20 protein-coding genes are annotated in these 18153 nt (G+C 64.3%); 14 read left to right on the top strand and 6 right to left on the bottom strand.

Features of this window, described 5'->3' with window-relative positions; all coding sequences use genetic code 11:
* Positions 1 to 99 precede the first annotated feature (99 nt).
* Positions 100 to 936 carry an HDOD domain-containing protein gene (locus tag O6P39_RS06255; protein ID WP_275610532.1) on the bottom strand — a complete coding sequence of 279 codons (837 nt, stop codon included), beginning with the start codon at positions 934 to 936 and terminating at the stop codon, positions 100 to 102.
* Between the two features lie 168 nt (positions 937 to 1104).
* Positions 1105 to 2046, bottom strand: coding sequence for a folate-binding protein (locus tag O6P39_RS06260; RefSeq protein ID WP_275610533.1), 942 nt, complete (start codon positions 2044 to 2046; stop codon positions 1105 to 1107).
* A gap of 170 nt (positions 2047 to 2216) precedes the next feature.
* On the opposite strand from O6P39_RS06260, the gene O6P39_RS06265 reads away from it, so the two are divergent.
* Positions 2217 to 2471 carry a succinate dehydrogenase assembly factor 2 gene (locus O6P39_RS06265; protein WP_275610534.1) on the top strand — a complete coding sequence of 85 codons (255 nt, stop codon included), beginning with the start codon at positions 2217 to 2219 and terminating at the stop codon, positions 2469 to 2471.
* A complete protein-coding gene (locus tag O6P39_RS06270; protein ID WP_275610535.1) occupies positions 2455 to 2907 on the top strand; it encodes a protein YgfX in 453 nt (150 codons plus the stop codon). Before O6P39_RS06265 ends, O6P39_RS06270 begins: the two co-directional genes overlap by 17 nt.
* Here the strand turns inward: O6P39_RS06270 and nadB are convergent.
* Positions 2876 to 4492: an L-aspartate oxidase gene (gene nadB, locus O6P39_RS06275; RefSeq protein ID WP_275610536.1), complete on the bottom strand. Its 1617-nt coding sequence runs from the start codon at positions 4490 to 4492 to the stop codon at positions 2876 to 2878. The two genes, O6P39_RS06270 and nadB, sit on opposite strands and share 32 nt — an antisense overlap.
* A 459-nt stretch (positions 4493 to 4951) precedes the next feature.
* On the opposite strand from nadB, the gene rpoE reads away from it, so the two are divergent.
* The 12 genes from rpoE to pdxJ all read left to right on the top strand — a co-directional run bounded on the left by rpoE (position 4952) and on the right by pdxJ (position 15511).
* On the top strand, positions 4952 to 5536 hold the full coding sequence (rpoE, locus tag O6P39_RS06280; RefSeq protein ID WP_015476086.1) for an RNA polymerase sigma factor RpoE: 585 nt from the start codon (positions 4952 to 4954) through the stop codon (positions 5534 to 5536).
* Positions 5537 to 5568: 32 nt separating this feature from the next.
* Complete coding sequence (locus O6P39_RS06285) at positions 5569 to 6156, top strand: RseA family anti-sigma factor (protein ID WP_275610537.1); 588 nt, start codon at positions 5569 to 5571, stop codon at positions 6154 to 6156.
* 22 nt (positions 6157 to 6178) lie between these two features.
* A complete protein-coding gene (locus tag O6P39_RS06290) occupies positions 6179 to 7123 on the top strand; it encodes a MucB/RseB C-terminal domain-containing protein (protein WP_275610538.1) in 945 nt (314 codons plus the stop codon).
* Positions 7120 to 7575: a SoxR reducing system RseC family protein gene (locus O6P39_RS06295; RefSeq protein ID WP_275610539.1), complete on the top strand. Its 456-nt coding sequence runs from the start codon at positions 7120 to 7122 to the stop codon at positions 7573 to 7575. Before O6P39_RS06290 ends, O6P39_RS06295 begins: the two co-directional genes overlap by 4 nt.
* Positions 7576 to 7611: 36 nt before the next feature.
* Positions 7612 to 9033 carry a DegQ family serine endoprotease gene (locus tag O6P39_RS06300; protein WP_275610540.1) on the top strand — a complete coding sequence of 474 codons (1422 nt, stop codon included), beginning with the start codon at positions 7612 to 7614 and terminating at the stop codon, positions 9031 to 9033.
* Positions 9034 to 9180: 147 nt separating this feature from the next.
* A complete protein-coding gene (gene lepA, locus O6P39_RS06305) occupies positions 9181 to 10980 on the top strand; it encodes a translation elongation factor 4 (RefSeq protein ID WP_275610541.1) in 1800 nt (599 codons plus the stop codon).
* A gap of 5 nt (positions 10981 to 10985) precedes the next feature.
* Entirely contained in the window at positions 10986 to 11840 is an 855-nt protein-coding gene (gene lepB / locus O6P39_RS06310) for a signal peptidase I (protein ID WP_275610542.1), read from the top strand.
* 144 nt (positions 11841 to 11984) lie between these two features.
* A complete protein-coding gene (locus O6P39_RS06315) occupies positions 11985 to 12362 on the top strand; it encodes a DUF4845 domain-containing protein (protein ID WP_275610543.1) in 378 nt (125 codons plus the stop codon).
* Positions 12359 to 13048, top strand: a complete 690-nt coding sequence (rnc, locus tag O6P39_RS06320; RefSeq protein ID WP_207887202.1) for a ribonuclease III — start codon at positions 12359 to 12361, stop codon at positions 13046 to 13048. Before O6P39_RS06315 ends, rnc begins: the two co-directional genes overlap by 4 nt.
* Positions 13041 to 13982 carry a GTPase Era gene (gene era, locus O6P39_RS06325; protein ID WP_275610544.1) on the top strand — a complete coding sequence of 314 codons (942 nt, stop codon included), beginning with the start codon at positions 13041 to 13043 and terminating at the stop codon, positions 13980 to 13982. Before rnc ends, era begins: the two co-directional genes overlap by 8 nt.
* A gap of 88 nt (positions 13983 to 14070) precedes the next feature.
* Entirely contained in the window at positions 14071 to 14775 is a 705-nt protein-coding gene (gene recO, locus O6P39_RS06330) for a DNA repair protein RecO (protein WP_275610545.1), read from the top strand.
* Entirely contained in the window at positions 14768 to 15511 is a 744-nt protein-coding gene (gene pdxJ, locus O6P39_RS06335; RefSeq protein ID WP_275610546.1) for a pyridoxine 5'-phosphate synthase, read from the top strand. Before recO ends, pdxJ begins: the two co-directional genes overlap by 8 nt.
* Before the next feature lie 173 nt (positions 15512 to 15684).
* Here the strand turns inward: pdxJ and cmoB are convergent, their stop codons facing one another.
* The 3 genes from cmoB to O6P39_RS06350 all read right to left on the bottom strand — a co-directional run bounded on the left by cmoB (position 15685) and on the right by O6P39_RS06350 (position 18076).
* Complete coding sequence (gene cmoB, locus O6P39_RS06340) at positions 15685 to 16653, bottom strand: tRNA 5-methoxyuridine(34)/uridine 5-oxyacetic acid(34) synthase CmoB (protein WP_275610547.1); 969 nt, start codon at positions 16651 to 16653, stop codon at positions 15685 to 15687.
* A complete protein-coding gene (gene cmoA, locus O6P39_RS06345) occupies positions 16650 to 17390 on the bottom strand; it encodes a carboxy-S-adenosyl-L-methionine synthase CmoA (protein ID WP_275610548.1) in 741 nt (246 codons plus the stop codon). Before cmoA ends, cmoB begins: the two co-directional genes overlap by 4 nt.
* Before the next feature lie 113 nt (positions 17391 to 17503).
* Entirely contained in the window at positions 17504 to 18076 is a 573-nt protein-coding gene (locus tag O6P39_RS06350) for a hypothetical protein (protein ID WP_275610549.1), read from the bottom strand.
* Positions 18077 to 18153 lie beyond the last annotated feature (77 nt).

Consider the following 18153-nt stretch of genomic DNA (forward strand, 5'->3'; position numbering starts at 1 on the left):
GCTTGCTCGCGAACCCGCCTGACAGCGGAGTCGCAGGAAACCCTGGTTCGCGAGCAAGCTCACTTCTACGAAGAGCAGGAACCTCGCGGGCGTTTCCCGTTACTGCAGCATGCTCATCGCGGCTTCCATCGCCGCCGAGAGGTCTTCGTCTTCCTTGAGGCTGGCGTTGGGGTCCAGGCCGAGCTTGGCGAAGGCCGGGATGCTGCTCCAGTCCAGCTCGGTGAAGGGGTGATTGCTGCCCAGGTAGCTCTGCAGGGTGGCGACCTGGACGATGTCCACATAGTCGACCTTGACCGAGTCGCGGTTGAAGTCCAGGTGCTGGCCCGGCACCGAGGCGATTGGCGCGGGGAAGTCCCAGGCCTTGAGGATGCGGTCGCCGATGATCGGATGGATGCGCTCGATCACATGGTTGAGGCTGATGGAATCGGCCAGCAGTTCGCTGTGCTCCTCGGCGTAGGTGAGGATCGGCAGCGCGCCGATCTGGTGCACCAGGCCGGCGAGGGTGGCCTGGTCTGGCGCCAGTCGGGTGTAGTGACGGCACAGGGCGTGGCAGATGCCGGCGATCTCGGTGCTCTTGTTCCAGACTTCGCGCATCTTGCGGTCGACCACGTCGGAGGTGGCCTGGAACATCTGTTCCATGGCAAGGCCGGTGGCCAGGTTGCAGGTATAGTTCATGCCCAGGCGGCCGATGGCCATCTGCAGGTCGGTGATTTCCTTGGTGGTGCGCAGCAGCGGGCTGTTCACCACCTTGATGATGCGCGCGGTCAACGCGGCATCGTTGCCAATCACCTTGGAGAGATCCTGGATGCTGCTGTCCGGGTCTTCCGCCGCCTCGCGCACGCGCAGCGCGACTTCCGGCAGCGTTGGCAGCACCAGTTCATCGTTCTCGATGGCCCGCAGCAGATCCTGTTGTACTTTGTCGGCAAGCTTGCTCATGGCACTTCCTGATTGGGTCTGATGACGCTTCTTAGTGAGTCGTGTTGCCGGGCAACCCGTAGGGACGGGCTGCATTTTGCACGTCGGCGCATGACGCGTCGGTTAGGTGGATCACCAAATGGTATTTCTCACACCTTGCCTTGTGCCGGGCTCCCCACCCGGCAGCGTTCAGCGCTGAATCTCGCGGTCGCTGTCCAGGGTGTAGGGCAGGTCCAGCAGTTGCAGGGGCTGGCCTTCGGCCTCGCCCAGGCGCACGCGGCCATCGGTTACGGCGTCGTCCTGCAGCACGGCCAGCAGCTCCACGCCTTGTGCGGCCCGGGCGGCCAGCACCACTTCGCCGACGCTGGTGCTGTGCACCGGCGAGAACAGTTCGCGGCCCGGTTCCGGCAATTCGTCGCCGTCCAGCAGCAGGCGGTGCAGGCGGCGCTTGAGGCGGCCGAGGTACTGCATGCGCGCGACGATTTCCTGGCCGGTGTAGCAGCCTTTCTTGAAGCTCACGCCGCCGACGGCCTGCAGGTTGATCATCTGCGGAATGAACAGCTCGCGGGTACTGCCGAACACCTGGCCAACGCCGGCGCGGACCTGGCCGAGCAGCCAGTCGTTGAGGCTGCCGTGTGCCAGTTGGGCGCCCAGTCGCTCGCGCAGCTCGGTGGCGCGCGACGCCGGTACCCAGAGTTCGACGCGGCCATGGCCGAGACCGATGGCGATCAGACCGTCATGGCGCGCCACCTGATCGGCCTGGCCGTTCAGCGTCAGGCCCAGCTCGGCGAGCAGGGCATCGGCGCCGCAGAGTCCGAAGCGCGTCCACAGGGCGCTGTCGTCCGACAGGCTGGCCTTGGAAAATACGGCGTACTTCTTGAGGTCGGCGAGCTGGCTTTCCAGCAGCTCACGGGCCATCGCCAGCAGGTAGCCGTCAGCCTCGGCGAGGATGCGGAAGCTGGAGGTCATGCGTCCCTTGGGGGTGCAGCGCGCGCCGAGGCTTGCGGTTTCGGCGTCCAGGTAGCTGAGGTTGCAGGTCAGCTGGCCCTGGAGGAATTTGGCGGCGTCCACGCCGCGCACGGCGAGAATCCCTTCGTGATCGAGTTCGGTGAAGGAAGCGGAGGCAGTCATCACGATTCGCTGGAAGAAAGTTAGGGGCCTCATGATAGAGCTCGGACCGAGGCTTGTCAGCGGGTGCCGGGAGCCGGGCCGCATGCGTATAATGCCGCTCGGCTCGCGCCGGCCCGTGGCGGTGCGAGCGATCCGATGTAATCGCCCGCTGTTATTCGAGGTACCTGCAGATGACCGACGAAATCGAACTCAAACGCCTGTTCTGGCACAGCCGCCGTGGCATGCTGGAGCTGGACGTGCTGCTGGTGCCTTTCGTGCAGGAGGTCTATCCCGGCCTGCCGGCGGAAGACCAGGCACGCTTCCGCAAGCTGCTGGAGTGCGAGGACCAGGACATGTTCGGCTGGTTCATGCAGCGCGGCGAGCCGGAAGATGCCGACCTGCGCCACATCGTTCGCATGATCCTGGACCGTGTCCAGCCGAAGTGACCCCTTCGAATGCCGCTGGCGACCGTCCATCGGCTTGCTGGCGGCCTATCTCGGCGCGCAGTCGCTCGCCGTCCTGGCGCTGCTGCTCGCCGCCATTCCCATTTCCCTGAGTCTGCTCGGCCTGCTGGCCTGTGCGCTGCACGCGTGGTACGTCCTGCCGCGCCAGGTGTTGCTGCGCTCCGCGGCGTCCGTGCGCGCGTTGCGCCACGGTGCGGAGGGTTGGCAGCTATGGAGCGAGCGGGATGGCTGGCAGCCGGTGCAGTTGGCGCCGGACAGCCTGGCGCTGCCAGCGCTGGTCGTGCTGCGTTTCCGCCGTCCCGGCCAGTGGCTGGCGCGCAGCGTCTGCGTGCCGGCCGATGCCCTGGCGCCGGATATTCACCGGCGCCTGCGGGTGAGGCTGCGCTTCAGTCGGAATAGGTGGGCGGTGCCAGGATAGTGTCGCGGGCTTCGGGCAGCAGGTCCGGGTAGTCGAGGGTGTAGTGCAGGCCGCGGCTTTCATGGCGCTGCATGGCGGAGTTGATGATCAGCTCGGCCACCTGGGCCAGGTTGCGCAGCTCGATCAGGTCGCGGCTGACCTTGTAGTTCGAGTAGAACTCGTCGATCTCGTCCAGCAGCAGGCGCACGCGATGCTGCGCGCGGGCCAGGCGCTTGTTGGTGCGCACGATACCGACGTAGTCCCACATGAAGCGCCGCAGCTCGTCCCAGTTGTGCGCGATGATCACGTCTTCGTCCGAGTCGGTCACCTGGCTGGCATCCCAGCTGGGGAGGGCGGTGGGGGCGGGCGCACGGGCGAGCTTGTCGACGATGTCGGCGGCAGCGGAGCGTGCGTAGACGAAGCACTCCAGCAGGGAATTGCTCGCCATCCGGTTGGCGCCGTGCAGTCCGGTGAAGGTGGTCTCGCCGATGGCGTAGAGGTTCGGCACGTCGGTGTGGCCGTGCTGGTCGACCAGTACGCCACCGCAGGTGTAGTGCGCCGCGGGCACCACCGGGATCGGCTCGCGGGTGATGTCGATGCCGAAGTCCAGGCAACGCTCGTAGACCGTGGGGAAGTGCTCGCGGATGAACTCGGCCGGCTTGTGGCTGATGTCCAGGTAGACGTAGTCGATACCCAGGCGCTTCATCTCGTGGTCGATGGCGCGGGCCACGACATCGCGCGGCGCCAGTTCGGCGAGGGCATGGAAGCGCTGCATGAAGCGTTCGCCGTTGGGCAGGCGCAGCAGACCGCCTTCGCCGCGCAGGGCTTCGGTGATCAGGAAGCTCTTGGCCTGCGGGTGGTACAGGCAGGTCGGGTGGAACTGGTTGAATTCCAGGTTGCCGACGCGGCAGCCGGCGCGCCAGGCCATGGCGATGCCGTCGCCGGAGTTGCCGTCCGGGTTGCTGGTATAAAGGTAGACTTTGCTGGCGCCGCCGGAGGCGAGCACGGTGAAGCGCGCACCGAAGGTATCGACCTCGCCGGTGTTGCGGTCCAGCACGTAGGCGCCCAGGCAGCGCTGACCCTTCATGCCGAGCTTGCGCTGGGTGATCAGGTCGACCGCGACCCGCTGCGACAGCAGTTCGATGTTCGGCCGTTGCCGCGCCTGTTCCAGCAGGGTGTTGAAGATGGCGGCGCCGGTGGCGTCGGCGGCATGGATGATGCGCCGATGGCTGTGGCCGCCTTCGCGGGTCAGGTGGAATTCGAAGCCGCCGTCCTCGCGCCCCGGTTCGTGGTCGCGGGTGAAGGGGACGCCCTGTTCGATCAGCCACTGGATGGCTTCGCGGCTATGCTCGACGGTGAATTTTACGGCGTCTTCGCGGCACAGGCCGGCGCCCGCGACCAGGGTATCCTCGACGTGGGACTCGACGGTGTCGGTATCGTCCAGCACGGCGGCAACCCCGCCCTGGGCCCAGAAGGTCGAGCCCTGGGACAGTTCACCCTTGCTCAGGACGGCGATGCGCAGGTGCGCCGGCAGCGTCAGGGCGAGCGTCAGGCCAGCGGCCCCGCTGCCGATCACCAATACATCATGCTGGAAGTGCTGACCCATGTCCGGCTCCACCAAAAAGGCGCCCTAGTATATAGAAGGGTGTCACGGCACAATACTGGCGAACCGATGACACCGAAGGCGCCTGCAGCGTACGGCAGTCGCAGGGCGGACTCCAAGGACTCCCGCTCATGCCGTGAAGCCAGGCTCGCCGGCGTTGCATCGAGAGTGACGGATCGTGGCAAATCGCCGGAACTTTTTTAGTCGTTCCGGTTCCAACGCGGAATACCTTAAGTCGCTTTCGCGCAGGCTCGGACTGCGCGGAGAGGGTGCGGGTGTTTCGCCCGATACAGTTGAATTCAACGGGCTTCGGACGCATGTCTGGGTCCGATTGCCGCCAATGTGAAAAAACTGTGCGGCGCATGCTTGGAGGGGAGAACTTTTGCAGACGTCCCGAGTCTATCTTGGCAGGACGATTCACCAGGGTGCTCGAAGCTCCTCCAGGTTCGTAGAGGAGCATTCATGCTAACCCAGGAACAGGATCAACAACTGGTTGAACGGGTACAGCGCGGAGACAAGCGGGCATTCGATCTGCTGGTGCTGAAGTACCAGCACAAGATTCTCGGGCTGATCGTGCGTTTCGTGCATGACGCCCAGGAAGCCCAGGATGTCGCACAGGAAGCATTCATCAAGGCGTATCGCGCCTTGGGTAACTTCCGAGGCGACAGTGCCTTTTATACCTGGCTGTACCGTATTGCCATCAACACCGCGAAGAACCACCTGGTGGCGCGCGGTCGGCGTCCGCCGGACAGCGATGTCACCGCGGAAGACGCGGAGTTCTTCGAGGGCGACCATGCCCTGAAGGACATCGAATCGCCGGAAAGAGCCATGCTGCGGGATGAGATCGAGGAAACAGTCCATCGCACCATTCAGCAGTTGCCCGAGGATCTGCGCACGGCATTGACCCTGCGTGAGTTCGAAGGCTTGAGTTACGAAGATATCGCCACCGTGATGCAGTGTCCGGTGGGAACGGTCCGCTCACGGATCTTCCGTGCGCGGGAAGCGATCGACAAAGCTTTGCAGCCTTTGTTGCATGAAGAAGTCTGAATACAGCGGCAACAGCCAAGAGAGGTACCGCTATGAGTCGTGAAGCCCTGCAGGAGTCGCTGTCCGCTGTCATGGATAACGAAGCGGATGAGCTTGAGCTGCGGCGAGTGCTTGCAGCCTGCGGCGAGGACGCCGAATTGCGGGCCACCTGGTCCCGTTATCAACTGGCCCGTGCCGTGATGCATCGGGAGCCGGCGCTGCCAAAGCTGGATATCGCTGCCGCCGTGTCCGCCGCCCTGGTCGATGAAGCCGCGCCGGCGCCGGTAAAGAGCAATCCGTGGCGCAACGTTGGCCGCCTGGCGGTCGCCGCGTCGGTGACCCTGGCCGTGCTGGCCGGTGTTCGCCTGTACCACCAGGACAGCGGTGTCGCCAACGGCCTGGCCCAGCAGGCCCCCGCCACCCAGCAGATCGCTCTGCCGCAGGTGCAGGGTCCGGCGGTTCTGGCAGGCTACACTCAGGACGAGGCGCCGCAGGTGATCACCAATGCCCGGGGTGGGCAGACCACCTGGCATGAGCAGCGTCTTCCGGGTTACCTGCGCCAACATGCGCAACAGTCCGCCGTAAGCGGCACTGACAGCGCTCTGCCTTACGCACGCGCCGCGAGCCTGGAAAGCCGCTGATTTTGCGACCTTAAGGAGCGACATGCGCGCGACGACAGCACTGCTGTTCATCCTGGGCGGTCTGCTGGCTCTGCCAGTCCAGGCCGCCGATGCGTTGGACTGGATCAAGCGCCTCTCCGAGGCGGATCAGCAACAGAATTTCCAGGGCACTTTCGTCTACGAACGCAGCGGCACTTTCTCGACGCACGATGTCTGGCATCGGGTCGATGCCGATGGTTCGGTGCGCGAGCGCCTGGTGCAGGCCGACGGGCCGCGCCAGGAGGTCGTGCGGGTCGACGGCGCCACCCAGTGCGTGGGTGGCGGCATGGCCGGACAGGTGTCGGTGGGCGAGCTCTGGCCTTCGCACAAGCTGAACCCGCAGGATCTGTCCTCCTGGTACGACATTCGCGTGGCGGGTGAGTCGCGTGTCGCCGATCGCCCGGCCGTGGTGCTCGCGGTGCTGCCGCGCGATCAGCACCGCTATGGTTTCGAGCTCCATCTGGACAAGGAAACCGGCCTGCCGCTCAAGTCCCTGCTGCTCAATGACAAGGGGCAGATCATCGAGCGCTTGCAGTTCACCCGTATCGATCTGACTGCGCCTGACGATGCCGAGTTGCAGCCGACCTCGAGCTGTCAGCCGGTCAAGGAGCTCAAGAGCGCCAGCGTGAAAACCGGCTGGCATTCGGAGTGGGTTCCTCCGGGGTTCACCCTCAACAGCACCCTCCAGCAGCGCAGCCCGGTCTCGAACGACCAGGTGTTGTGCCTGGCCTACGGGGATGGACTGGCGCGCTTCTCGGTGTTCCTTGAGCCGCTGCATGGCGCCAAGGTCGACGATGCGCGCACCCAGTTGGGCCCGACGACGGTGGTATCCCGGCGTTACGCCAGTGAAGATGGCGGCACCATGGTGACCGTGGTCGGCGAGATACCCAGCGGTACGGCTGAGCGGGTGGCGCTGTCCATGCGGCCAGCGGGAGCCCGGCCAGAGTGATCGAGGAGCAGGGGAGGGTGGTAGCGGTCGAGTCCGGAGCTGTCTGGGTCGAAACGCTGCGCCGCTCCACCTGCTCGGGATGTTCAGTGAACGCCGGCTGCGGCCAGGGTATCCTGGGGCGGTTGGGTGTCGGTAACCGGCGCGGTCTCGTGCGCGCCTTGTCTTCGCTGAAGCTTGCGCCTGGCGACGAAGTCGTGTTGGGCGTGGGCGAAGACCTTCTCCTGAAGAGTGCCCTGCTCTTCTATCTTTCCCCTCTGCTTGGACTTTTCGCGCTTGCACTACTGGCGGCGCGGCTCGGTTTCGGGGAACCTCTGGTCATTGCGGCCGGGCTCGCGGGATTCCTGCTGGCCTGGCTGCTCGTGCGTCGCCTGGGGCGACGTCATTCGGATGATCCGGCGATGCAACCGGTTGTGCTGCGTGCGCTGGTCGGTGGGCCGCTCGGCCCGGTTTAGTGTCTTTCCCAATCAACATCACGGGAGCTGTAGTCAATGCAAACCCTGAAACGCAGCATGGCTGCGCTGATTGCCCTGCTGGCCCTGAGCCTGTCGGTCACTGCGCGTGCCGAACTACCGGATTTCACGCCGCTGGTCGAGAAGGCGTCGCCGGCAGTGGTCAACATCAGTACCACGCAGAAGCTTCCGGACCGCTCCAATGCCCAGATGGGCATTCCGGACCTGGACGGCTTGCCGCCGGGCCTGCGAGAGTTCTTCGAGCGCAGCATTCCCCGCGGTCAGGGCCAGGCGCCCCGTGGCCAGCAGCGCGAGGCGCAGTCCCTGGGTTCGGGTTTCATCATTTCCGATGATGGCTACATCCTTACCAACAACCATGTGGTGGCCGACGCCGACGAGATCCTGGTGCGTCTGTCTGACCGCAGCGAGCACAAGGCCAAGCTGGTGGGCGCCGATCCGCGCAGCGACGTCGCCGTGCTGAAGATCGAGGCCAAGAACCTGCCGACCCTCAAGCTGGGCGACTCCGACAAGCTGAAGGTGGGTGAGTGGGTGCTGGCCATCGGTTCGCCGTTCGGCTTCGACCATTCGGTGACCGCCGGTATCGTCAGCGCCAAGGGCCGCAGCCTGCCGAACGAGAACTACGTGCCGTTCATCCAGACCGACGTGGCGATCAACCCGGGCAACTCCGGTGGCCCGCTGCTGAACCTGCAAGGCGAGGTCGTGGGTATCAACTCGCAGATCTTCACCCGTTCCGGCGGCTTCATGGGGCTTTCCTTCGCGATCCCGATCGATGTGGCGATGAACGTCGCCGATCAGCTGAAAAAGGCTGGCAAGGTCAGCCGCGGCTGGCTGGGCGTGGTGATCCAGGAGGTGAACAAGGATCTGGCCGAGTCCTTCGGGCTCGACAAGCCGTCCGGCGCCCTGGTCGCGCAACTGGTCGAAGACGGTCCGGCAGCCAAGGGCGGCCTGCAGGTGGGCGACGTGATCCTCAGCCTGAATGGCCAGACCATCAATGAATCGGCCGATCTGCCGCACCTGGTGGGCAACATGAAGCCGGGCGACAAGGCGGCCCTGGAAGTCATCCGCGATGGCAGCCGCAAGACGCTGAACATGACCATCGGCAACCTGCCGGACGAGGATGAGGAAGTCGCCGCCGTCGAGGGCAAGGGCGCCGAGCGCAGCAGCAACCGCATGGGCGTGACCGTGGCGGAACTGACTGCCGAGCAGCGCAAGTCGCTGGACATCAAGGGCGGCGTGGTGATCAAGGAAGTTCAGGGCGGTCCGGCGGCGATGATCGGCCTGCGTCCGGGTGATGTGATCACCCATCTGAACAACCGTGCGGTGGATTCGTCCAAGACCTTCTCCGAGATCGCCAAGTCTCTGCCGAAGGATCGCTCCATCTCCATGCGCGTATTGCGCCAGGGCCGTGCGAGCTTCATCACCTTCAAACTCGCCGAGTAAGCTCGGCACCGAAAAAGGGCGGTCTTCACCGCCCTTTTTCATGCCTGTCCGTCCGGCGCAGGCGTGGCGGATGGTGCGGGATTCAAGTAAACTCCCCGGCTATTTTTCGGCGGATTGCCGCCTTCAGCCTTTCGAGTGTGTTCAGCCGTGAGTGACCTGAGTCATATCCGCAATTTCTCCATCATCGCCCATATCGACCATGGCAAGTCGACGCTGGCCGACCGCTTCATCCAGATCTGCGGCGGCCTGTCCGACCGCGAGATGGAGGCGCAGGTCCTCGACTCCATGGACCTGGAGCGTGAGCGCGGCATCACCATCAAGGCGCACAGCGTCACCCTTCACTACAACGCGAAGGACGGCAAGACCTACCAGCTGAACTTCATCGACACCCCCGGCCACGTCGACTTCACCTACGAAGTCAGCCGCTCGCTGGCCGCCTGCGAAGGCGCGCTGCTGGTGGTGGATGCCGGCCAGGGCGTGGAAGCGCAATCGGTCGCCAACTGCTACACCGCCATCGAGCAGGGCCTGGAAGTCATGCCCGTGCTGAACAAGATGGACCTGCCGCAGGCCGATCCGGACCGCGTGAAGGACGAGATCGAGAGCATCATCGGCATCGACGCCACTGACGCCGTGGCCTGCTCGGCCAAGAGCGGCATGGGTGTGGAAGACGTGCTCGAGCGTCTGGTCAGCGCCATTCCCGCGCCCGAGGGCGAGATCGAGGCACCGCTGCAGGCGTTGATCATCGACTCCTGGTTCGACAACTACCTGGGCGTGGTCTCCCTGGTGCGGGTCAAGCATGGCCGCGTCAAGAAAGGCGACAAGATCCTGGTGAAGTCCACCGGCAAGATCCACCAGGTGGACAGCGTCGGCGTCTTCACCCCGAAGCACACCGAGACTCCGGACCTCAAGGCCGGCGAAGTGGGCTTCATCATCGCCGGTATCAAGGACATCCTGGGCGCGCCGGTGGGCGATACCCTGACCCTGTCCAACACCCCGGACGTGGAAGTGCTGCCGGGCTTCAAGCGCATCAAGCCGCAGGTCTACGCCGGTCTGTTCCCGGTCAGTTCCGACGACTTCGAGGACTTCCGCGAAGCGCTGCAGAAGCTGACCCTGAACGACGCCGCACTGCAGTACGAGCCGGAAAGCTCCGAGGCCCTGGGCTTCGGCTTCCGCATCGGCTTCCTCGGCATGCTGCACATGGAGATCATCCAGGAGCGCTTGGAGCGCGAATACGACCTGGACCTGATCACCACCGCGCCGACCGTGATCTTCGAGATCGTGCAGAAGAACGGCGACATCCTCTATGTCGACAACCCGTCCAAGCTGCCCGACCTCTCGTCCATCGACGAGATGCGTGAGCCGATCTGCCGCGCCACCATCCTTGTGCCTCAGGAGCACCTGGGCAACGTCATTACCCTGTGCATCGAAAAGCGCGGCGTACAGCGCGACATGCACTTCCTCAGCGGCCAGGTCCAGGTGATCTACGATCTGCCGATGAACGAAGTGGTGCTGGACTTCTTCGATCGCCTGAAGTCCACCAGCCGAGGCTATGCTTCGCTGGACTACAGCTTCGATCGTTTCGAGCCGGCCAACCTGGTCCGTCTCGACGTACTGATCAATGGCGAGAAGGTCGACGCCCTCGCCCTGATCGTCCACCGCGACAACGCGCCCTACAAGGGCCGTCAACTGGTGGAGAAGATGAAAGAACTGATTCCGCGGCAGATGTTCGACGTCGCGATTCAAGCGGCCATCGGTGGGCAGATCATCGCCCGTTCGACGGTCAAGGCGCTCAGGAAGAACGTGCTGGCTAAGTGCTACGGTGGTGACGTGAGCCGTAAGCGCAAGCTGCTGGAGAAGCAGAAGGCCGGTAAGAAAAGGATGAAGCAGGTCGGTAGCGTGGAGATTCCGCAGGAAGCCTTCCTCGCTGTGCTCAAAGTGGACAGTTGAACCCTATGACGCTGAATTTCCCGCTGTTGCTGGTGATTGCCGTTGCTGTGTGCGGCGTTCTCGCCCTGGTGGACCTGGTGCTGTTCGCACCGCGCCGCCGGGCAGCCATTTCCGCCTACGAAGGCACGGTCGGCGAGCCTGACCCGGAAGTGCTGGAAAAACTGAACAAGGAACCGGTGCTGGTCGAGTACGGCAAGTCGTTCTTCCCGGTACTGTTCATCGTGCTGGTGCTGCGCTCCTTCCTGGTCGAGCCGTTCCAGATTCCGTCCGGCTCGATGAAGCCGACTCTGGAAGTGGGTGATTTCATCCTGGTGAACAAGTTCGCCTATGGCATCCGCCTGCCGGTGCTGGACACCAAGGTGATCCCGGTGGGTGATCCGCAGCGTGGCGACGTCATGGTGTTCCGCTACCCCAGCGACCCGAACATCAACTACATCAAGCGTGTGATCGGCGTACCCGGCGACACCATCCGCTATACCAGCGACAAGCGCCTCTACGTCAACGATCAACTGGTCGCCGAGAAACTGATGGGTGAGGAGCCGGGCAGCCTGGGCAGCGTGACGTTGTACAAGGAAAAACTGGGCGACGTCGAACACCTGATCCGCAAGGAAATGACCCGTTACCGTGTCGAGCCGGGCAGGCAGTGGAAGGTGCCGGCCGATCACTACTTCATGATGGGCGACAACCGCGACAACTCCAACGACAGCCGCTACTGGAACGACCCGAAGATTCCGAAGGACCTGCTGGGCATGGTTCCGGACCGCAATATCGTCGGCAAGGCGTTCGCGGTGTGGATGAGCTGGCCGGAGCCCAAGCAGCGCAATCTGCCGAATTTCTCGCGAGTGGGCGTGATCCACTAAAGTTGTGAGATGTTCGAAGCCTTCGGGCGGCGAACAGTGCTAGAAACCCGGGCGGGGCTGCACGCGGGGAGCGAGGCAGCCCCGCTTGCACTTGGACCCGCCGCGGTTGGCGGACAATAAGAACGATACCGACATGAGGTCGATATGAAGTACGCACGTTCGCAGAAGGGCATGTCGTTGCTGAGCTGGCTGGTGGTCCTCGCCGTGGTGGCGTTCCTGGCCAGCGCAGCGTTCAAGGTATTTCCGCACTACATGGATTACTACGCCATCGAGAAGGCCATCACCTCGGTGGAAACCGACAAGGCCGCCGAAGTGCGCACTGTCCCTGAGTTCTACTCTTACGTGGACAAGGCGCTGATGCTCAACAACATCCGCGACCTCAAGCTGGACGACGCGCTGGATGTGAAGCTCGAGAACAACGAGTTCCGCGCCCACCTGAAATACGAAAAACGTGAGCCGCTGGTACAGAACATCGACCTGGTGGTGAAATTTGACAAAGAATTCCGTGTACGAATGCCGTGAGTAACAGTCTGGATCGACTCGAGCGCAAGCTTGGCTATACCTTTCGCGACCAGGACCTGATGGTCCTGGCGCTGACCCATCGCAGTTTCGCCGGGCGCAACAACGAGCGTCTGGAGTTCCTGGGTGACGCCATCCTCAACTTCGTCATCGGCGAAGCCCTCTTCACCCATTTCCCCCAGGCCCGTGAAGGCCAGCTGTCGCGCCTGCGCGCGCGACTGGTGAAGGGCGAGACCCTGGCCCTGCTGGCCCGCGGTTTCGAAATCGGGGATTACCTGCGCCTGGGCTCGGGCGAGCTGAAGAGCGGCGGGTTCCGCCGTGAGTCGATCCTGGCCGATGCCATGGAGGCACTGATCGGCGCAATCTACCTGGATACCGGCATGGACTCCGCCCGCGAGCGGATCATGGCCTGGCTCGGCCCGCAGCTGCGCGAGCTGACCCCGGTGGATACCAACAAGGACCCCAAGACCCGCCTGCAGGAGTTCCTGCAATCGCGCGGGTGCGAGTTGCCGCGCTATGACGTGGTGGATATCCAGGGCGAACCGCATTGCCGCACCTTCTTCGTCGAGTGCGAGGTTGCCCTGTTGAATGACAAGACCCATGGCCACGGCGGTAGCCGCCGCATTGCCGAGCAGGTGGCCGCTGCCGCCGCGCTGGCAGCCCTGGGCGTGGAGAATGGCCATGAGTGATCACGAGCAAGACCAGCACGACCCATCCGAGCACGATGAAGCGGGAGTCGTTCGTTGCGGCTATGTCGCGATCGTCGGCCGCCCCAACGTGGGCAAGTCGACCCTGCTCAACCACATCCTCGGCCAGAAGCTGGCCATCACCTCGCGCAAGCCGCAGACCACCCGCCACACCCTGCTGGGCATCAAGACCGAAGGTGACGTGCAGGCGGTGTACGTCGACACCCCCGGTTTGCACAAGGACAACGACAAGGCGCTCAACCGCTACATGAACCGTTCGGCCAGTGCCGCGCTGAAGGATGTCGATGTGGTGATCTTCGTCGTAGACCGCAATCGCTGGACCGACGAAGACCAGATGGTCTACGACAAGGTCAAGTACGTGAGCTGCCCGGTGCTGCTGGCAGTGAACAAGGTCGACCGCATGGAAGACAAGGGCGAGCTGCTGCCGCACCTGCAGTGGCTGGCCGAGCAACTGCCCAACGCCGAAGTCGTGCCGATTTCTGCCCAGCACGGGCAGAACCTGGATGTTCTCGAGGGGCTGGTCGCCGAGCGGCTGCCCGAAAGCGAGCATTTCTTCCCCGAAGACCAGATCACCGATCGCAGCAGCCGCTTCCTCGCCGCCGAACTGGTGCGCGAGAAGATCATGCGCCAGTTGGGCGCCGAGCTGCCGTACCAGGTCACGGTAGAGATCGAAGAGTTCAAGCAGGATGGCCCGATCCTCCACATCCACGCGTTGATCCTGGTCGAACGTGATGGCCAGAAGAAGATCATCATCGGCGAGAAGGGCGAGCGCATCAAAAGCATCGGCCAGAACGCCCGCAAGGACATGGAGGTGCTGTTCGACTCCAAGGTCATGCTCAACCTCTGGGTGAAAGTGAAGGGCGGCTGGTCCGACGACGAGCGCGCGCTGCGTTCGCTGGGCTACGGCGACCTCTGATCGACCAAGCCCCGCGAGCCGCTCGCGGGGCGAACCTTCCGGCGCCTGAGTGCGCCCGCTTCCCGACTCCCACTCCAGGCGCAGCGCCATGAGCCTCGCTTCTCCCGCCCAAGCCGCCTTTGTCCTGCACAGCCGCGCGTACAAGGAAACCAGTGCGCTGGTGGACTTCCTCACGCCGCAAGGCCGGCTGCGGGCCGTGTTGCGCGGTGCGCGGGGCAAGGCCGGCGCGCTGGCGCGGCCGTTCGTACCGCTGGAAGCCGAGTTCCGCGGGCGCAGTGACCTGAAGAATGTCGTTCGCCTGGAAGCCAACGGCATTCCCAATCTGCTCAGCGGCGAGGCGCTGTTCAGCGGCCTGTACCTGAACGAGCTGATGATCCGCCTGCTGCCGGCGGAAGACCCGCATCCCGCGCTGTTCGAGCACTACCGCGCGACCTTGCCGTTGCTGGCCGCCGGCAGCCCGCTGGAGCCGCTGCTGCGCGCCTTCGAATGGCGGCTGCTGGACGAACTGGGTTATGGTTTCTCTCTGGACAGCGATATCGTCGGCCAGCCGGTGGCCCCCGACGGTCTTTACCGCCTGCTGCCGGATTCCGGCCTGGAGCCGGTCGGCAGCCTGCAGCCGGGGCTTTTCCATGGCGCCGATCTGCTGGCGATGGCCGAGGCCGACTGGAGCGCTCCGGGCGCGCTGACGGCAGCCAAACGTCTGATGCGCCAGGCCCTGGCGCCCCATCTGGGCGGCCGGCCACTGGTCAGCCGCGAGTTATTCATGAATCGCAAGGACAACTCCCGTGACTGAAGCCAATCGTATCCTGCTGGGCGTGAACATCGATCACGTCGCTACCCTGCGCCAGGCCCGTGGCACCCGCTATCCCGACCCGGTGAAAGCTGCGCTGGACGCCGAGGAAGCCGGCGCCGACGGCATCACCGTGCACCTGCGCGAAGATCGCCGGCACATCCAGGACCGCGATGTGCGCGTGCTGGCCGAAGTGCTGCAGACCCGCATGAACTTCGAAATGGGCGTCACCGAAGAGATGATGAAGTTCGCCGAGATCATCCGTCCGGCCCACGTCTGCCTGGTTCCGGAGACTCGCCAGGAGCTGACCACCGAGGGCGGCCTGGACGTTGCCGGCCAGGAAGCGCGCATCCGCGATGCGGTGCAGCGGCTGTCCGCCGCCGGTTGCGAGGTGTCGCTGTTCATCGACCCGGACCAGCGGCAGATCGAGGCCTCTGCGCGTATCGGCGCGCCGGCCGTCGAGCTGCATACCGGCCGTTACGCCGATGCCCACACCCCCGCCGAAGCTGCCCATGAGCTGGCGCGCATCCGCGACGGCGTGGAGTTCGGCCTGTCCCACGGGCTGATCGTCAACGCCGGCCATGGCCTGCATTACCACAATGCCGAGCCGGTGGCGGCGATTGCCGGGATCAACGAGCTGAACATCGGCCACGCCATCGTCGCCCATGCGTTGTTCGTGGGCTTCAAGCAGGCGGTGGCGGAGATGAAGGCGCTGATCGTGGCGGCGGCGAATCGTTGATCGGCACTTCGAGCCAATGACGGCGCAGGCGTCGAGGTAGGGTGTAACGGCGTACAACCGCGAACGGTTGTACGCCCTACGCCAGGGGGTGGTTCGGCGTAGGGCGGATAAATTTCGACGTTATCCGCCGTTTAGCCGTCGCATCCGTTAACCTCGGATTCGACCTGGGGGCGTCAGGGCTTGCGCGCGACCAAGGTGGCACGCAGCGGCGCCGGCAGGCCTTCGAGGGTGCGGCTATGGTCGTTCGGATCGAGGAAGTCCGGCAGCGACTGGTAGCGCATCCATTCCGTCGCACGCTGCTCTTCCACCGAGGTGCGGCTGATGTCCACGCTGCGTACGTCGGTGAAGCCCGCGCGGCGCAGCCACAGCTCCAGCGCCGGCACCGACGGCAGGAACCACACGTTGCGCATCTGCGCGTAGCGGTCTTCGGGCACCAGCACGGTGTTCACGTCGCCTTCCACCACCAGGGTTTCCAGCACCAGTTCGCCACCCCGGCGCAGGCAGTCCTTGAGCGCCAGCAGGTGGTCGATGGGCGAGCGGCGGTGGTAGAGCACGCCCATGGAGAACACGGTGTCGAAGCCTTCCAGCTTTTCCGGCAGGTCTTCCAGGGCGAAGGGCAGGTGCCAGGCCGGCAGGTCCGGCAGGTAGCGCTTCATGGCGAGGAACTGGCAGAAGAACAGCCAGTTCGGGTCGACACCCACCACGCTGCGCGCCCCGGCGCCGAGCATGCGCCACTGGTAGTAGCCGTTGCCGCAGCCAACGTCGAGGATGCGTTTACCCTTCAGGTCGATGTGCGGCGAGACGCGCTGCCACTTCCAGTCCGAGCGCCATTCGGTATCGATGTGCACGCCGAACAGGTGGAAGGGGCCCTTGCGCCAGGGGATCAGCCCTTGCAGGGCGAGCTTGAGCTGCTCGCGGGTGTCCTCGTCGCAGGCGCCTTCCAGGTTGAAACGTTCGCGCAGCTCGACGGCCGCGGCTTTCAGCTCGGGCAGACGATCCACCGCCGCCAGCCAACGCTCGAGGTCGCCATGGCCGTCGTCGACCTTGGTCGCCAATTGTGCGGGCAGCGAGGCGGCCCAGGATTCCAGCGGTGTGCCAGCCAGTTCGAGGCTGAGGCGGTCGAGGTCGAAACGGTCAATCATGGTAGGGCAATCAGGGAAGCGAAGTTGAGGCATTGGAACCAGGGCACGACCTTGGAGAATCCCGCGGCCAACAGGCGTTCGCGGTGGGTCTCCAGGGTGTCGGGGCGCATGACGTTCTCGATGGCGGTACGCTTCTGGGCGATTTCCAGTTCGCTGTAGCCATTGGCGCGCTTGAAGTCGATGTGCAGGTCGGTGAGCAGCTCGTGCTCCTGCTCGTCGGCGAAGCGCAGCTTTTCCGAGAGGATCAGCGCACCGCCCGGCAACAGGCTGTCGTGCAGGCGGGTGAGCAGTGCCAGGCGTTGTTCGGGGGCGATGAACTGCAGGGTGAAGTTCATCGCGATCAGCGAGCAGGGTTTGAGCTCCATGCTCAGGATGTCCGCCTCGATCAGCTCGACCGGCAGCAGTTCCTGGTACATGGCGTCCTGGGCGCGCAGGTATTCGCCGCAGCGCTCGATCATCGGGGCGGAGTTGTCCACGCCGATCACTCGGCAGCCTTCGGTCCTCACGTGGCGGCGCAGCGCCTGGGTCACCGCGCCGAGGGAGCAGCCGAGGTCGTACAGCACGCTATTGGGTGCGGCGAAGCGCGCGCCGAGCACGCCGATGTTCTCGACGATGGTGGGGTAGCCCGGCACCGATCGCTTGATCATGTCCGGGAAGACGCGCACCACGTCCTCATTGAAGGTGAAGTCGGGAACCTGGGTTTGCGGCTGGGCGAAGATGCGGTCGGATTCGCTCACGCTGGATGGGGCCTCGTTACGCTGAACAGGCAACAGGGCGCGGCGCGCCCGGTTTGCCGGGGCGCGCATTGTAGCCGAGGCGCCCAGTGCGCCCAAGCTTCAGCCGATAAGGGTCACTTGAGCTGGTCGGAGAAGTATTCGCCGGCGCCCTGCAATGGGCCGAGCGGATTCTTCTTGTCTTCCCGGCGGCGGATGTTCGGTTCGCCGTTGCTGGTCTTGTGCACGACAACGTCGTCGATCAGCACGAACACCGGGCGGAACGACCAGCCCTGGACCTCCCGACGCTTGCGGAAGTTGAAGATGTCCGCCCAGAAGCTGCCTACCCGCTGGCTGTCGGTCTTGCTGAAGTCGAAGGCATAGCCGACGCAGCGATCCTTGGCCTGCAGGCAGGTGATCAGGCCGTCAGGCAGGTAGTCGATGGGAATGTTGGGTTGCACGAACATCAACCGCACGTCGATGAACGAAAGCATCTTGGCGTTGCCCTGGGATAGCGGATCGAAGCCCAGCGCGTAGAGCTGCGACTTGGTGGTCTTGCCCGTCTCGACCTGGTTGAAGCGGCTCTGTGCATCCTGGTAATCCAGGAAAGGTGACTGCACTTCCGCACGTTCGCTGGGCAGCAGGCTGCCACAAGCCGAGAGCATCACGCACGCCCCCAGCAACATCATCGAGCGAACTACTGCACGCATGGAGCTCCCCTTAATCGCGGTCTCTTGTAATTGATCTATAGCCGATGCCCAAGCGCTGTGCCGGACTTTTCTCACGC

Source organism: Pseudomonas sp. PSE14, assembly GCF_029203285.1.
In the GTDB taxonomy this organism is placed as follows: domain Bacteria; phylum Pseudomonadota; class Gammaproteobacteria; order Pseudomonadales; family Pseudomonadaceae; genus Pseudomonas.

Bases quoted from the DNA above. Each gene is read 5' to 3' on its own strand.
- O6P39_RS06255 (WP_275610532.1), bottom strand. From the start codon at position 936: ATGAGCAAGCTTGCCGACAAAGTACAACAGGATCTGCTGCGGGCCATC.
- O6P39_RS06260 (WP_275610533.1), bottom strand. From the start codon at position 2,046: ATGACTGCCTCCGCTTCCTTCACCGAACTCGATCACGAAGGGATTCTC.
- O6P39_RS06265 (WP_275610534.1), top strand. From the start codon at position 2,217: ATGACCGACGAAATCGAACTCAAACGCCTGTTCTGGCACAGCCGCCGT.
- nadB (WP_275610536.1), bottom strand. From the start codon at position 4,492: ATGGGTCAGCACTTCCAGCATGATGTATTGGTGATCGGCAGCGGGGCC.
- rpoE (WP_015476086.1), top strand. From the start codon at position 4,952: ATGCTAACCCAGGAACAGGATCAACAACTGGTTGAACGGGTACAGCGC.
- O6P39_RS06285 (WP_275610537.1), top strand. From the start codon at position 5,569: ATGAGTCGTGAAGCCCTGCAGGAGTCGCTGTCCGCTGTCATGGATAAC.
- O6P39_RS06290 (WP_275610538.1), top strand. From the start codon at position 6,179: ATGCGCGCGACGACAGCACTGCTGTTCATCCTGGGCGGTCTGCTGGCT.
- O6P39_RS06300 (WP_275610540.1), top strand. From the start codon at position 7,612: ATGCAAACCCTGAAACGCAGCATGGCTGCGCTGATTGCCCTGCTGGCC.
- lepB (WP_275610542.1), top strand. From the start codon at position 10,986: ATGACGCTGAATTTCCCGCTGTTGCTGGTGATTGCCGTTGCTGTGTGC.
- O6P39_RS06315 (WP_275610543.1), top strand. From the start codon at position 11,985: ATGAAGTACGCACGTTCGCAGAAGGGCATGTCGTTGCTGAGCTGGCTG.
- era (WP_275610544.1), top strand. From the start codon at position 13,041: ATGAGTGATCACGAGCAAGACCAGCACGACCCATCCGAGCACGATGAA.
- recO (WP_275610545.1), top strand. From the start codon at position 14,071: ATGAGCCTCGCTTCTCCCGCCCAAGCCGCCTTTGTCCTGCACAGCCGC.
- cmoB (WP_275610547.1), bottom strand. From the start codon at position 16,653: ATGATTGACCGTTTCGACCTCGACCGCCTCAGCCTCGAACTGGCTGGC.
- O6P39_RS06350 (WP_275610549.1), bottom strand. From the start codon at position 18,076: ATGCGTGCAGTAGTTCGCTCGATGATGTTGCTGGGGGCGTGCGTGATG.